Source organism: Puia sp. (assembly GCF_036500295.1).
In the GTDB taxonomy this organism is placed as follows: Bacteria; Bacteroidota; Bacteroidia; order Chitinophagales; family Chitinophagaceae; genus Puia.
In genome coordinates this window covers 113,154-128,762 of sequence record NZ_DASYCH010000125.1, presented here as the reverse complement: position 1 = coordinate 128,762, position 15,609 = coordinate 113,154, and the positions used below count along the sequence as shown (strand labels likewise).

General features: G+C 53.7%; 12 protein-coding genes. 9 read left to right on the top strand and 3 right to left on the bottom strand.

Features of this window, described 5'->3' with window-relative positions:
- Positions 1–46: 46 nt before the first annotated feature.
- From VGM48_RS23265 to VGM48_RS23255, 3 genes are all read right to left on the bottom strand, one after another.
- Positions 47–1,135 carry a DUF2652 domain-containing protein gene (locus tag VGM48_RS23265; RefSeq protein ID WP_331583053.1) on the bottom strand — a complete coding sequence of 363 codons (1,089 nt, stop codon included), beginning with the start codon at positions 1,133–1,135 and terminating at the stop codon, positions 47–49.
- Positions 1,136–1,253: 118 nt separating this feature from the next.
- Entirely contained in the window at positions 1,254–2,513 is a 1,260-nt protein-coding gene (locus VGM48_RS23260; protein WP_331583050.1) for an alpha/beta fold hydrolase, read from the bottom strand.
- 40 nt (positions 2,514–2,553) lie between these two features.
- Positions 2,554–3,477: an alpha/beta hydrolase family esterase gene (locus VGM48_RS23255; protein WP_331583048.1), complete on the bottom strand. Its 924-nt coding sequence runs from the start codon at positions 3,475–3,477 to the stop codon at positions 2,554–2,556.
- Between the two features lie 212 nt (positions 3,478–3,689).
- On the opposite strand from VGM48_RS23255, the gene VGM48_RS23250 reads away from it, so the two are divergent.
- The 9 genes from VGM48_RS23250 (at position 3,690) to VGM48_RS23210 (ending at position 15,606) form a co-directional block, all read left to right on the top strand.
- On the top strand, positions 3,690–4,706 hold the full coding sequence (locus VGM48_RS23250) for a sensor histidine kinase (RefSeq protein WP_331583046.1): 1,017 nt from the start codon (positions 3,690–3,692) through the stop codon (positions 4,704–4,706).
- Positions 4,703–5,476, top strand: a complete 774-nt coding sequence (locus VGM48_RS23245; RefSeq protein ID WP_331583044.1) for a LytTR family DNA-binding domain-containing protein — start codon at positions 4,703–4,705, stop codon at positions 5,474–5,476. Before VGM48_RS23250 ends, VGM48_RS23245 begins: the two co-directional genes overlap by 4 nt.
- A 104-nt stretch (positions 5,477–5,580) precedes the next feature.
- Entirely contained in the window at positions 5,581–5,826 is a 246-nt protein-coding gene (locus tag VGM48_RS23240) for a hypothetical protein (RefSeq protein ID WP_331583042.1), read from the top strand.
- A 20-nt stretch (positions 5,827–5,846) separates the two neighbouring features.
- Positions 5,847–6,227: a hypothetical protein gene (locus tag VGM48_RS23235; protein WP_331583040.1), complete on the top strand. Its 381-nt coding sequence runs from the start codon at positions 5,847–5,849 to the stop codon at positions 6,225–6,227.
- A 359-nt stretch (positions 6,228–6,586) separates the two neighbouring features.
- Positions 6,587–7,750: an ATP-binding protein gene (locus VGM48_RS23230; protein WP_331583038.1), complete on the top strand. Its 1,164-nt coding sequence runs from the start codon at positions 6,587–6,589 to the stop codon at positions 7,748–7,750.
- Between the two features lie 134 nt (positions 7,751–7,884).
- On the top strand, positions 7,885–9,141 hold the full coding sequence (locus VGM48_RS23225) for a lanthionine synthetase C family protein (protein ID WP_331583036.1): 1,257 nt from the start codon (positions 7,885–7,887) through the stop codon (positions 9,139–9,141).
- Positions 9,142–9,204: 63 nt separating this feature from the next.
- Positions 9,205–10,323, top strand: coding sequence for a tRNA 2-selenouridine(34) synthase MnmH (gene mnmH / locus VGM48_RS23220; protein ID WP_331583034.1), 1,119 nt, complete (start codon positions 9,205–9,207; stop codon positions 10,321–10,323).
- The gene (gene selD / locus VGM48_RS23215; protein ID WP_331583032.1) at positions 10,314–11,354 is read left to right on the top strand and encodes a selenide, water dikinase SelD; all 1,041 of its coding nucleotides are present in this window, start codon (positions 10,314–10,316) and stop codon (positions 11,352–11,354) included. The genes mnmH and selD overlap by 10 nt, the downstream gene beginning before the upstream one ends.
- A 136-nt stretch (positions 11,355–11,490) precedes the next feature.
- Positions 11,491–15,606, top strand: coding sequence for a hybrid sensor histidine kinase/response regulator (locus VGM48_RS23210; protein ID WP_331583030.1), 4,116 nt, complete (start codon positions 11,491–11,493; stop codon positions 15,604–15,606).
- The last annotated feature ends 3 nt before the right edge of the window (positions 15,607–15,609 follow it).

Below are 15,609 nucleotides of genomic sequence, written 5' to 3'. Positions count from 1 at the left end.
CCGTTCTCATCGCTGAAAGATACGAATTTTCATTCTCGCCGCGGGGTCACTGCACATGCATGTCCATGACATAATCCGGTATCTCCTTTACCAAGTCACCGATCTTCTCCAGCCCTCGCTGGAAAGACCCTTCCAGTTTTTTCTTTCGGGTAAGGTCAAAAAGCAATCCCCCCAACAGGCCTTTCATCCGGTAATAGTCGATCGTAAGGCGGCAACGGCCGGGCGCCAGCTTTTCGATCGTAAAAAAAAGCAGGTCCTGCGAGCTTTCGTCGGTCTCGCTAAACTCGATGTGTTCGGGTCGAAACAGATAGCTGCTCGCCCGGACGATGGTCTCTCCCTCTTCAAGGATGAACCGGCTGCGCATCCCCACCCTGGGCAGCCAGTGGTTTAGTTCCTCCACCTTCTTCACCCCCTCCTGCCAGCGATGCCGGTACCTGAGATTGCCGGCGGCATGCAGCAACGGGATCATTTCGGCGTCGTACTCCCGGCTAACCGAGAACTCTTTGACCCGCCGTGCAAATTCAGAGGTCGGGAAGGGATCGGGTTCGATGGATTGCTTCAACTCACCCAGCTGCACATATTGGAAAGGGATCTCCCCGGATTCCGTTTGCTTGGCGCTGCTGGTCCATTCCATCCATGGCGCCGGACCGGATAACGGCTTGTTCATGACAAGCGGGTCGGTCACCAGCCAATATTCATGCTGATCGATATCGTTCTTCAGCAACTGATGTGCGACGATGACGTCTTTCCCGATCAGCTTGCTGAAGGTGCTTACATTATACCCCGTGAACTCTCCATAGTGGGTGATGATCTTCAGCGTAAGTCCGCTTGCGGAATTACAGGCCTTGCACTGGCAGAACCGGGTGTTATCATAAGCGCTAAGATGCCGGTGAAACCCGCAGAACATCGCCTCCACCTGCTTGTATAGCTCGTTTATCCCGGGGACATCCCCAAACTTGTAGAACAAGATGGCATCCCCTTCGATCTCCGACACTTCGAGCCCGGACCGGTTCGTGCTGATCAGCGTTTCCAACAGCTCCTGGATGATCAGTCGGCTGTGATCGATATCCGTCTCGTTCACAAACCGGGTAAAACCGCTGATATCCGGGATAAATAGCAGTCCCCTGTTTCCCATTTTTTTCTTTAAAGTTACTATATCTTTAATAAGCTCTCGCAGTGAAAAACACATCTATATCAAAACAGCAGATAGCCGGCCGGGCTGGCGCGGCCCCTCCTGCTTCAACTACCTGAGGTCAAAAGAGTTTATCGATGAGCCCATCGATATGCAGGGGGGCCGCCGCCCTGGCAGAGATGCCAAAAGACGCCGCCACCGAATCACCCGAATAATAGGCTACCCATACTTTCTTCGCGGCATCTTCCCAGGCGATGACCTTTAACGGTAAGGCGATTGCCGCCACCGGGTTCTCCTGCATCACCGGCCCTCCTCCTTTCGGATTTCCGAACAACAGGTATTCCAGCGCCCCGACCGGCAAACCCACCCTGGCCAACTCCCGCTGCTGGTCGATCCGGGCGTAGATAGTAACCCCCTGCTGCTTCAAAAAGTCCTGCAGCCGGGAGATCGACTCCTTCACGGAATACGGACTTGCCCTGACGACGACGTCCGCCGGATGGACCCCCCCGGCGACGGGGAACAGCTTCTGCAAAAAGCCGAGCACATCCTGCCCGATTGCCGCGGCATGCGTTTCCAACGCAAAATGCCCGGTGTCATAGAATTTAACCGTAGCATTGGGGTTGTCGCGTTTGTACGCCTCCGCTCCCTGCGGGAGAAAATAAGGGTCGCGGTTTCCCCAGACAGCCAGCAGCGGCGGCTGTGAGGTGCGAAAATATTCCTGAAAACGCGGATACATCCGCACATTGCTCTGGTAGTCTTTCAGCAGGTCAAGCTGGATCTCGACATTCCCCGGCCGGTCGAGAAAATGCTGATCCAGCGTATAGGTTTCCGGCGCTATCAGTGCCGGATCGCTCGCCCCCTGCTGGTATTGAACTTTCGTAGCGCCGAGGGTAAGAAACTCCTTCAACGCATACCGGTTCTCCTGCGATGGGTCCTGCCAGTATTTTTGTATCGTGTTCCAACCGGTGCTGAGCCCCTCTTCGTAGGCGTTGCCATTCTGGGTGATGATCCCCGCTATCTTCTCCGGGTTGGCCAGGCAAAGCCGGAGACCGACGGGCGCGCCATAGTCAAAAATATATACCGCAAACCGCTTCATTCCAAGGGCGTCGATAAACGCCTGCATGACCCTGGCCAAACGATCGAAGCTGTATTCGAAGACATCGTGACCCGGTGCATCGGAGAACCCAAAACCCGGCAGGTCGGGCGCGATGACATGAAAATGCCGGTTCAGCACGGGGAACAGGTTCCGGTACATAAAAGACGAGGCCGGATATCCGTGCAGTAAAAGGACCGTCGGTGCAGCCGAGGGGCCCGTCTCCCGGTAAAAGATGCGTAACCCTTCGACGGAAATGGTCTTGTAGAGGATCGCTTGCTCGCTCATGGTATAAGTTTTTGCTGATACAAAAATAGCGCTCGTCCCGTCAGGGTAGGGTATATCGCTGAAAGAAATCCCACATCAGGTCGGTGGCGTTGAGATAGACCGAGGGGGGGTCGGCCTGTACGCGGGGCTTTAGCCCGCCGGGCCAGGAGTGACCGCCATCCTGTGTCAGGTAGCAGTCGATGGCCACGTTGCCGCTGTTGTTCTTCCATTCCGTAAGGGTATAGCCGGTATATTGCGTCGCCGTCGGTGCCCCGCAGGTATCGAGGGCTGCCCAGACATTCAGCCCGGAGTCCACCGCGGGGAACCAAACCCCGTCCATTCCATACCCGCCGTTGAAGGGCACCTTACTATCCTGTGAAGAGTGAATTTCCAGGATAGGGACGGAGCGGGATGGGGTACATGGCGAAGAAGCGATAAGCGTACCGCTGACCGAAGTAATGGCGGCGATCTTGCCGGACAGATCGCAGGCAAGGCTATAGGCCATCATCGCGCCATTGGACATCCCGGCCACATACACCTTTTTAGGATCGACCTTATAATTGGCCACCAGATAGTCTATCAGGTTGCTGATAAAATGGACGTCGTTGATGCCGTTGCTTTGAGCCACGAAACAACAATTCCCCGCGTCCCAGCTCCGGAGACGGTAGGGGCCGTCGCTCTGGATACCTTCGGGGTAAACGACGATAAAATGCCCCGCATTGCCCTTGTCCGTGACGCCGTAGTCCGCCTCCGCCTGTTTTGCGGTGCCTGCAAAGCCATGCAGCAGGATAACCAGGGGTAATCCCGTCGTGTCATAAAAATTGGGTGGAAGATTCAACAGGTAGCTGCGGTTCCATCCGTCTACATCCATCACCCCGTTGTACCGGTAATTTTTCCCACCCGTGCTCTTCTGACAATTGGAAAAGGACAACGCCGATACGAACAACGCCAGCAGCGTCCCCCGGCGTACCAAAAACTGTTTCATACTACTTTTTTTTGTTGAAGATTGATTTGGAGGATAGACGCATTGGCAGGAGATCCGTCCGCCGGTCGCGGACAAAACGGGCAGAAGGAACTGCGAAGCAGGCAGGGCCTCCCTTTTTCCTTCATGGGCGTACCGGCCCGTTTCGATGGCTTTTTTTGCCGCTTCGCCGGTTATTTTTTACAACTCAAAGGAAAAACCGGGAATTTTACCCTATGATCGATCGTTACAAAAGCAAGGTAGGCGTCATCTTTGCCTTCGTCATAGCGCTGCTGACAACCGTGTTGCCCAGGATCATCCGGCTCGACATCGATCAGCCGCTGGTCGTCCTCGCCAATTTCCTTTATCTGTCGGTGACTTTCCTGTTCTACTGGCTGACGCATCATTTCTTCCTGTTACATCTGCGATCCGGCACCTTCGCGAACCGGTACCTCAAGGCCATGATCAGCATCGTGGTCAGCGTCACTGTCATCGCCTTCCTGGCCTGGTTGCTGCATATCGCAAGTCCGTTCCCGATCTTCAAAAATTCGACCGGGATACCCGAACGCGGCCAGGCCCGGTTTGTCCGCATCTTCCGCGGGCTAATCGTCAGCACGCTTACCTGGTTCGCGGTTTACTACTACCGGCTCCTGTTCCTGTTGCAGCGGTCCCGGCTGGAGAACGAATACCTCAAACAGGAGAACCTGCAGGCCCAGTTGACATCCATGCGCCAGCAGATCAGCCCGCATTTTCTCTTCAACTCCCTCAATACCTTATCCACCCTTTCCCGCGAGGAAGCAGTAAAAGAATACATTCTGAAGTTGAGCGAAGTATACCGGTACGTACTTCACTACCAGGAACAAAACATCGTTTCCATCCGGGATGAACTGGCCTTTATCCGCAGCTATATCTATATCCTGGAGTCCCGGTTCGAAGAAGGACTGAAGGTGAATATCCAGCTGAACCCCGATTGTCTCAACCGGAAGATATTGCCGTTTGCGCTCCAGCTGCTGGTGGAAAATGCCGTCAAGCATAATGCGATCTCGTACACCGATCCACTCTCCATCGACATCTACGACAAGGGGGATAGCCTGATCGTTGAAAACGACCTCCGCCCGCGCCTGACCATGGAAGACGGTTACGGCATGGGGCTGCACAACCTGGCAGAACGATATCGGCTTACCACGGACAAAGAGATCGTCATCATCCGTGAGACGTCTAAGTTTAAAGTAAAAATCCCCCTTTTGGTATGAGAGTGCTGATCATCGAAGACGAAAGAAAAGCGGCGCAGGAACTAAAGACCCTCGTTTTGGGCCTGCGGCCGGATTGGTATATTGTCGGTGTCCTTCCATCGGCCTCCGAAACCATCGAATGGCTCAGGGAGAATAAGTCTCCGGATCTCATCTTTTCCGATATCCAGCTGGCAGATGCCGTCTGTTTTCGGATATTCGAAACGGTAGAGGTGAAATGCCCCATCATCTTTTGCACGGCCTTTGACGAATATGCGATAAAAGCCTTTGAGACCAGCGGGATCGACTACCTGCTAAAACCCGTGGACAAGCTCCGGCTGGAGCGATCTCTGCAGAAGCTGGACAACCTCCGCTCTTCCCTCAGCCCCGGCGGAAACCCCAACTACCCCGACATCGGCCGGCTGATAGAACATCTCACGCCGCCCACCGGAAAGACCATCCTGGTGCATCATAAAGAAAAGATCATCCCGGTGAACCACGCCGATATTGCGTTTTTTTACTACGACAAGGGAGTCGTCACCATCAAACTCCTGAATGGCGCATCCTATCATTTGAATCAGGGGATCGACGAGTTGGAGAAGAGCACCGATCCCCGGCTGTTTTACCGGGCCAACCGGCAGTTTATCGTCAACCGGAATGCGATCCGGGATATCGAAAAATTCTTCGCCCGCAAACTGGTCGTCAAACTGGATCCCGGGGCACCCGAGACCGTCGTCATCAGCAAGGCGAGGGCAAGCGACTTCCTGGGTTGGCTGGAGAACGGCCACCGGTGATCCCGATCGCGGCTTTGGCCGTTTGATCCGGACATTTGGCCGTTTTGCGGGCAACAGCATTACCAAATCGATCCCGCAACGTCCAATCCCTATAAAAACAGTATATGAAAAAAGCAATCTTACCCGCGATCATGATGATCCTTACGCTGACGGCTGTGTCGGCACACGCTCAGGTGGGCGTCAGTGTCCACATCGGCATCCCTGTGCCTCCCCGGCCGATCCTGCGCCCCATCCTTCCCCCGCCGCCACCCCGGGTGGTCGTCATCCGGCCAAGACCGGTGATCCTGGCGCCCGTCGTGATCCGCCCCGTTGTCGTCCGGCCTGTGCGCAGAGTAGTAGTAGTTCGTTAACCACAAAAAATAAGCAACAAATGAAAATCAGGCTAACCCTCGCGGCCGTCCTGCTGGTCCTTGCCCTCGGGACAAAGGCACAGCCGGCCGACAGTACAAGAACGTCCCAGGGCAGGGCAGCGGCGCTCACCGAAAAAATGAAGACCGAGCTGTCGCTCACCGATGACCAGTACCCACAGGTTCAGGCGATCAACCAAAAGTATGTGCAGCGGAACCAGGAGATATGGACCGGAGCCGATGGCAGGTTTGCAAAGTTCAAGGCATTGAAGTCCTCGCAAAAAGATAAGGACAAAGAGATGAAAGCAATTCTGGATAAGGATCAGTACAAGAAATATGAAACGATGAAGGAAGAGATGAAAGCCAAAGCCAGGGAGGAATACAAGGGTAGACAGGGACAATAGGCCGGTTGAGTGGGCCACGCGGAGAGAGACAGTTACGGCTATTTCTTGTACAAATCCGTTGTGGCCCCCAATTCCTGCCGGGATATCACCACGCAAAGCTATGCCGCTGATAAAGGTCAACTGCGCCGCCATTCCCCGCGGAATTGATCGGTCTGGATCCCGCATCACTCTTATGATAGACAATTAATTATCAACTACTTATTATTATAATTATAGATTAAATTAATTGAAATTAAAATAATTGTATAATTATGCGTATAAATTTATATATTTTAGTATAAATTAAAAGTATAGTTATAATGAATTTCCCGCAGTCGATCGTCTCAAGAGATACCTATTTGCGACAAATACAGCCGTTTATGCGAAAGAATCTTATAAAGGTTCTTTCGGGACAACGTCGTGTGGGGAAAAGTTATCTACTCTTTCAGCTGATTGATTTTTTTAAAAAAGAGGACCCCAAAGCAAATATCATTTATATCAATAAGGAAGATCTGCAATTTGATACGATCAAAGATGCTGCTGGCTTGAATGACTATATTTTGTCGAAATCAAAAATCAATGGGACGAACTACATTTTCATAGATGAGATACAGGATATTATCGAATTTGAAAAAGCATTACGATCCCTTCTTTTGAATGAGAAGAACGATATCTATATTACTGGAAGCAATGCTAAACTTCTATCTGGCGAGTTAGCCACGTATTTAAGCGGTCGATATATAGAATTTACGGTATACAGTTTATCTTATGTGGAGTTTCTTCAGTTCCACAAATTGGATGACAATGATCAAAGCCTGGAATCTTATGTCAAATTCGGTGGATTGCCATATCTCATCCACTTAGGACTTTCAGATAACTCTTTCGAATATCTGAATAGCATCTACAATACCATCATATACAAAGATGTAGTAAGCCGCTATAACCTTCGAAACAATCAATTTCTTGAAAAATTGATAGAATTTCTGGCGGACAATATCGGCAGTCTATTTTCTGCAAAGCGAATAAGTGATTTCCTGAAGTCACAACAAACAAACATTGCCCCCAATCAGATCCAACAATACTGCGCCCACCTGGCAAATGCTTATATCATACACGAGGCCAGCCGGTATGATCTTATCGGGCGTAGAAGATTCGAAATCGGCAGTAAATTCTATTTTGAAAATACGGGTATACGAAATGCAATTATAGGTTACCAACTGAAAGACCGGGGGAAACTCCTGGAAAATATCGTTTTCAACCATCTCCTGTATTTACGATACCATGTCGATGTGGGGACGCTCCATACGAAAGAGATTGATTTTGTGTGCGAACGGGACAATGAGCGAGTTTATATTCAAGTTGCGCTTCGCCTCGACGGACAAGAAACGATCGATCGGGAATTTGGAAACTTACTCGCCATTCCCGATAACTATCCGAAAATAGTGATAAGTGAAGATGATTTCAAAGGAAACACACATAAAGGCATCAGGCATATGCATGTTCGAGACTTTCTAAAAGTGAAACAACTGGATAAACTAACATGAGCTCATCCTCGGGCAGTGACAACCTCGCCGTTCCCAAAACCAGACACGCCGATCCTTAGAACCGCTTTCCTTAAGCGGTTCTTTTTTATTTTATTTGCTCCAGCAATCTGCCCCTCCCTGCTAAAGTCAATATCATGTCATACACACGCAAGATCACCAGCAGGTCTGCATCGGCAGACTATTCCCTGCATCAGCAGATCACCTCGATAGCGGGAGCTCTTTATCACAACAAAAACAGGGTAAGATCATTCGGGCTGTTCAACGGCCGCGCGGGGATCACGCTGCTGTTCGCCTATCTGGCGAAGACCTTTCCCGGCGACGGATATGAAGCCATCACCCATGGCTATCTGGAGGAATTGAGAGAGAGCCTGACGCGAAAGGATTTGTCCCATAGCCTTTCTTCGGGAAAGGCGGGGATCGGATTCGTCTTCCAGCATCTGTGCAATAACGGATCGATCGATCCCTCCGAAGGCCTCGACCTCAATGAACTCGACCGGGTGGTCATTGCCGGCGCCGACCGCGATCAGGTCCTAGGCACTTGGGACCCGGTCTACGGGTTGGTGGGACTCGGGATCTATTTCCTGGAAAGACACAAGGCCACCGGCGAAACAAAGTATCTCGAAAAGATCGTCGGCCATATCGAATCGCTGAGCATCGAATACAACGGCCAACGCGTTTGGACTTCCAACCGGCCGGAGCAGGAACAAAAACAGGCGTACAACTTTGGCATGGCGCATGGCATGCCGGGGCTGCTCTCCTTCCTTGCCCGGGTCTATGAACTGGGCGTTTGCAAAGACAGCATCGCCTCGCTGATCCCAGCCTGTCTGGATTTTCTTTTACAGCATCGCGCCAGCAAGGACCGCTTGTATGCCTTTCCCGTCTCGGTAAGCGCCTCATCTGCCAAGGACGGGAAGACAGCCTTTCAGCCTTCCTGGCGTCACGGTTGGTGTTATGGCGATCTGGGTATGGCGCTCGCGCTCATCCACTGCGGCCGGGCCCTCGGTCAGCCGGAATGGCGGCAAAAAGGGATCGCCATCGCGTTAAGAACAACCGCGATCCCCTTCGAATATGCGGGCTGTGAAGACGCACCCTTCTGCCATGGGACCGTAGGTCTCGTTCATCAATACCATCGTTTGTATCAGGCGACCCGGAATCCGCGGTTCAGGGATGCTGCCGAAAATTGGCTAAAGCTGACCATGCAGCACTACTATCAACCCGGTAAATTCCCGGGCGGCTACGCCTATTGCAGCTTTGATGAGGACGAGCGGAAACTGGTCAACACCATTTCATATGGACTCCTGGAAGGCATTGCCGGTATCGGCCTCGTCTATTTGTATTATCTCCACGGTACGGAGCCGGGCTGGGACAGCATTTTCCAAACAAATATCTGATGGGGTGACGGCATCGGTTATTTTCCGATCTTTACTTTTCGGCCCAACGCCGAAGAGTAAAAGATGATCCGCCGTCTCACCATAGATGAATTGCTCACCGGCTCACCGATACCGATCGTCGACGTTCGCACGCCGGCGGAATTCGACCATGGGCACATCCCCGGCGCGAAGAACATCCCACTGTTCAGCAACGATGAGAGAGTCGTCGTGGGGACCACTTACAAACAACAGGGCCGCGAAGCCGCTATCCTTCTGGGCTTCGATCTTACGGGATCGAAATGGTCGGGCTTTATCCATCAGGCCCTCGGGATCGCCCCCGCGAAAAAGATCGCCGTTCACTGCTGGCGGGGCGGCATGCGCAGTGCGGCCATGGCCTGGGCTCTCGACCTTTATGGCTTCGAGGTTTTCCTCGTTCAGGGCGGCTATAAGCACTATCGTCATTGGGTATTGAGAAAACTGGCGCAGCCCTGGCAGCTTGCTGTTGTCGGCGGCATGACCGGATCGGGAAAGACCCGCATCCTGGCCCGGCTCGATCAAAATGGGGAACAGGTGGTCGATCTCGAAGACCTCGCGCAGCATCAGGGCTCCACTTACGGCACCCTGAACCGGCTCGTACAGCCGACACAGGAGCAGTTCGAGAACGATCTCGCCGCACGACTCTCGGTGCTGGACGCCGGCCGTCGCATTTGGATCGAAGATGAGAGCCAGAGCATCGGGAAATGCATCCTGCCAAAACCTTTCTGGACCCGGCTGCGCGACGGCATCCTTTTCGATCTGCAGGTGCCGCTGCAACATCGCGTGGCTGCGCTCGCGGAAGAATATGGCACACTCGACCGGGAATTCCTTATCGATTGCACGGAACGGATCGTCAAACGGCTGGGACCCGAACAGACCAAATATGCCGTTGCCGCCATCCGCGAAGACCGCATCCCGGATTTTATCCGGCAGGTGCTTGGATATTATGATAAAGCCTATCGGAAAGGCCTGAAATACCGCGAACCATCCCGGATCATCGGGATAGCCTGCGACGATGACGATCCGGTACTGAACATGAAAATTCTGCTCGCCGCCGCGCAAACAAACGCGACAAGCGCAGCAAGCGCAGCAGGCACAGCAGGCACAGCAGGCACAACAGGCGCAGCAGGCGCAACAACCACAATCCCCGACATCGCATGGAAATAAAACTGACCCAATACTCGCATGGCGCCGGCTGCGGATGCAAGATCAGCCCGGCCATTCTCGATAAGATCCTGCATGGCGGCCTCCATTTCTCCGCCGATCCGCGCCTCCTGGTGGGCAACGACAAACGTGACGACGCGGCGGTGTGGGATCTTGGTGACGGCAACGCCCTCATCTCGACGACCGATTTCTTTATGCCGATCGTGGACGACGCCTTCGACTTCGGCCGGATCGCCTCGGCCAACGCCATCAGTGACGTATATGCGATGGGCGGCCGGCCGGTGTTGGCCATCGCCATCCTGGGCTGGCCGGTGGATAAGCTGCCCCCGGAAGCCGCTCAAAAAGTGCTGGAAGGCGCACGAACCATCTGTGCCGAAGCTGGGATCAGCCTGGCCGGGGGGCATAGCATCGACTGCCCCGAACCCGTTTTCGGCCTGGCCGTAAACGGACTCGTCCGCACGACGCAGGTAAAGCGCAATTCGACGGCAACAGCCGGCTGTCTTCTTTACCTCACAAAGGCGCTTGGTGTAGGCATCCTTTCGACGGCGCAAAAGCGAGGTCTCCTCGCTGCCGAAGATGCCGCGATTGCCTTACGGTCCATGGTCACCCTCAACAAATTGGGGGAGCCGCTGGGTAAGATAGAAGCGGTAAAGGCCATGACCGACGTGACGGGCTTCGGCCTCCTCGGTCATCTGACGGAGATGTGTGAAGGAAGCGGACTTTCGGCAACTATCGAACTCCAAAAAGTGCCGGCAATCGCTTCCATCGGCCACTATCTGGAGCAGGGCTGCATCCCCGGCGGCACGAACCGCAACTGGGCAAGCTATGGCAACAAAGTGAAGCTGGCTTCCGAAGAACAAAAACACCTTCTCGCCGACCCGCAAACAAGCGGTGGCCTGCTGATCGCCGTCACTCCGGAAGGGGCACCGGAGGTGGAACAGCTGCTCCGCGAAAACGGCCTTCCGCCCGAATGCTGTACGCCGTTTGGATCCCTGACCCCAAAAGAGCAGAACCTCATCACGGTAAAGGGCTAACGCTCATCGTATTTCCTGATCAAAAATTAGGGGTTTCCTCTTAACGACGGGTCGTTTACGGAGCCGTATGCTAAAATATTTGCATGCTCCGCCACAATAAGAATTGTTTTAATGTGTTGGAATAGGGAGTAATACTATGACCCCTTACCGTCTACTCCTACTATTGCAGGCCATATCCATAACCGCCTTCGGTCAGATCGAAGGGTTAAAGCTGAAACACATCGGCACGGAGGCTGGCCTGTCGCAAACAAACGTGACCTGCATCCTGCAGGACAAGCGGGGTTTTATGTGGTTCGGAACCCGCGATGGGCTTAACAAATACGACGGATACAACTTCACCGTCTATAAGAATCTCGAGGTAGACAAACATTCTGTCAGCAATAATTTTATCACCTCACTCCTGGAGGACAGGAACGGCGACATCTGGGTGGGCACATGGGGTGGGGGAGTCAACCGCTACGATCGTAACAAACGGCAATTTACGCTGATCGACACTACGTTCACCAACACCTTCGTCAACTATCTGCTGCAGGATTCGGAAGGTAATATCTGGATCTGCACCGACGGCGAAGGTTTATATAAGGTCGATCCGGTAACGGGGAAGCATATCTGTTACTATGCCGACTCGCGAAACCCCGCCGGGCTGGCCGACCTGGATATATACACGATCCTCGAGGACAGCCACCATGAATATTGGGTAGGCACGGCTAATGGCGGGCTCTATCAGTTTGACGGCAAAACCGATAAATTCACGCGCTATGTCCACAGCGATCGGGATACTTCTTCCCTGGGTTCCAACGCCGTAAAAAGCATTTATGAAGACCCCAGCCATCGGCTCTGGATCGGGACGCTCGGTGGCGGCCTGGACCTGATGACCGATAGAAAGGGCAGCTTCCGGCATTTTTTCAGCGGGAAGCCAACGGGAAAACTAAAGGAGAACATGGTCCAGGCCCTGGCCTCTGACGACGAGGGCAATCTCTGGGTGGGCACCGACAATGGCGGACTCGTCATCATCGGACCCTCGGCGGAATCCTACAGCGTCTATTACCAGGATGATATCGACAAGAGCAGCCTTTCCAACAACTCCGTTGACTATGTCTACAAGGACAAGCAGGGAAATATGTGGCTGGGGACCTATGGCGCCGGCACCAACCTCTTCGCCAGGGATAACGATAATTTCCTGCACTACCGGCATTCCACCAAACCGGGTAGCCTGAGCAACAATAACGTGCTCGATATCCTGGAAGATTCACGGAACAATCTCTGGGTGGGCACGGACGGTGGTGGACTCGACCTCCTGGATCGCCGTACCGGTGAATTCAGGCACTTCACAAACGATCCGGCAAAGCCCGGCGGCATGAGCGGGAATTATGTGCTGGGTCTAAAGGAAGACCGTCACGGCAACCTCTGGGCCGGAACATGGGGTGGAGGCATCACCGTTATCGATCGGTCGATGACGCGGTTCACGCAGTATAAAAACCATCCGGAAGATCCGGCCAGTCTGGCCGGCAATAACGTATATGATCTCGCCCGGGACCGGGACGGCAATATCTGGATAGGCACTTATGGTCAGGGCCTCGATCGGTTCGACGAAGCAAGCCATCGGTTTATCCATTACCGCCATGATCCCGCTCACGAAAACAGTATCACGAGCGACCGCGTTCACGCCCTGCTCGCGGACAGCAAAGGCATCCTATGGGTAGGCACTTTTGACGGCGGGCTCGACCGCTTCGATGTAAAAGCCAATAGCTTCACCCATTACCGCCATGAGGCCGGCACCGGCAGTCTGAGCAGTAATTCCATCAACTGCATTTCCGAGGACAGTGCCGGCGATATCTGGGTCGGAACCGCGGAAGGATTGAATCGCCTGGACCACACCACCGGTCACATAACCGTATATTCCGTCAAGGAGGGGCTTCCGGGATCGGTCATTTATGGGGTGTTGGAGGATGACAAGGGCGCCTATTGGGTGAGCACCAACAAAGGTTTGGTGAAGTTTGACCCCCGGACAAAGAAGATCAAGACCTTCACCGCCGACGACGGTCTGCAGGCCAACGATTTTAAAGCACATGCTGCCTTTAAAAGCCGGACCGGAAGAATGTATTTCGGCGGGGTCAACGGATTCAACGCCTTTTATCCCGACAGCATACAGGAGAATACCTTTAATCCACCCCTGGTCATCACCGGCTTCCAGATATTCAACAAGGAGGTCCCTGTTTCTACGGATCGGCACCCTTCACCGTTGACATCGGATATCACCGAGACAAAGGAGTTAAAGCTCGACTATAAAAGCTCGGTCATCACCTTCGAATTCGCCTCGCTGAACTATACGGAACCCAATAGCCGGCAATACCGGTATATGCTCGAAGGGTTCGACAAGGAATGGACCTACACCAGCACAAAACATGCCGTCACCTATACCAATCTTGATCCGGGTACCTATACTTTCCTGGTAAACGCAATGAAGGGGGACGGCAACTGGCTGGCCACGCCCACGACGCTCCGGTTCACCATCATCCCGCCTTTTTGGATGGCGACCTGGTTCCGGGTGCTGGCGATACTTGCCGTCATCGCCCTGGCGCTTGGCATCCACCGGTTAAGACTGCGGAACATCCGGTCCCATCGCAAACAGCTGCAATGGGAAGTGCAGGAAAGAACGGCCCAGCTCACCTTCTCCATCGCGGAAGAACGTAAGGCCCGCGAAGAAGCCGAACTGGCCAACAAGGCCAAAAGCGAGTTTCTCGCCAATATGAGCCATGAACTCCGGACACCCCTGAATGCCATCATCGGATTTACCGATCTGGTGCTGTCGACACCGCTCCAGCAACTTCAGCGGGACTATATCGAACACGTCAGCCGTGCCGGCTATAATCTCCTTGGACTGATCAACGCCGTTCTCGACTACTCCAAGATCGAAGCGGGAAAGCTCCTGCTCGACGACATCGAGTTCAATCTTGCCCATATGGTGGAGGAAACCGTCGGCATGCTGGCCATAAAAGGATTTGAAAAAGGGCTCGAGGTCATCTGCGAAATAGACCCTCGCCTGCCGGAACTGTTCCGGGGCGACAGCCTGCGCATCCAGCAGATCCTGGTCAACCTGATCGGGAATGCGATCAAGTTCACCGATAAGGGCGAGGTCATCGTCCTGGTGAAGAAGGAAGAGAACATCTCGATCCTCGTACAGGACACGGGTATCGGCATTCCGGCGGACAAGCTGGACACCATCTTCGAGAGCTTTACGCAGGGAGACTCTTCGACAACGCGGAAATATGGCGGCACGGGTCTCGGCCTTACCATCGCAAAGACCCTGGCGGAAATGATGCATGGCCATCTCACCGTGGAGAGTACGGTTGGCAAAGGAACTACCTTTACCCTTAGTCTGAACCTGCAGGCCGTCAGCGAGGCGCCGGTTCCTCAGCCGGTACGCCGATCCGCGCTGCATAATATCCTGATTGTGGATGACAATGCCTCCAACTGCCGGCTGTTGCAGGATATCTTCCGCCAGATGGAAGTGGGCTGTATGACAGCCACCAGCGGACAGGAGGCGTTAAGCATCCTTTCAGCCCACCGTCGACAGAACAGATCGTTCGACCTCATCGTCACCGACTACCAGATGCCCGGCATGGACGGTATTACCCTTGTCCGGGAGATCAAGTCCATGCTCACCGGCCGAAAACAACCCTTTATCCTGATGCTCTCCTCCATCGAGAGAAACATCTACAGGGAGGAGGCGAGAGACATCGGGATCGATATGTTCCTGACAAAGCCGGTGCGTGTCGAACAGCTGAACCAGATACTGGCCGGCATTTTTGAAGAACGGAATACGCCGCTGGCGGAGAACAACGGGCATGGCATCGCACCCATCAGCGATCTGCAACACAGTATTATGGTGGTGGAGGATGACGCGATCAATATGCTGCTCATTTCCGAGGTGCTGGGCAAGATGGGTTTCTCGGTTATCGGCGCGACCCACGGCAAGGAGGCGCTGATCCGGCTGGAGACACATTCACCCTGTCTCATCTTTATGGATATCAACATGCCCGAGATGGACGGCTTTGAGGCTACCCAGCGTATCAGGGAGCTGGCAAACCCCAAATGTGACATCCCCATCGTCGCCCTGACGGCGGACGCGATGAAAGAGGACAAGGACCGCTGTCTGGCGGCGGGTATGAATAACTTCCTGGCCAAGCCCTTCCGGATCGAGGAAGTAAGAACCCTCCTCGAACTCTATGTCCGCGCGCCCGCCAACTGATAG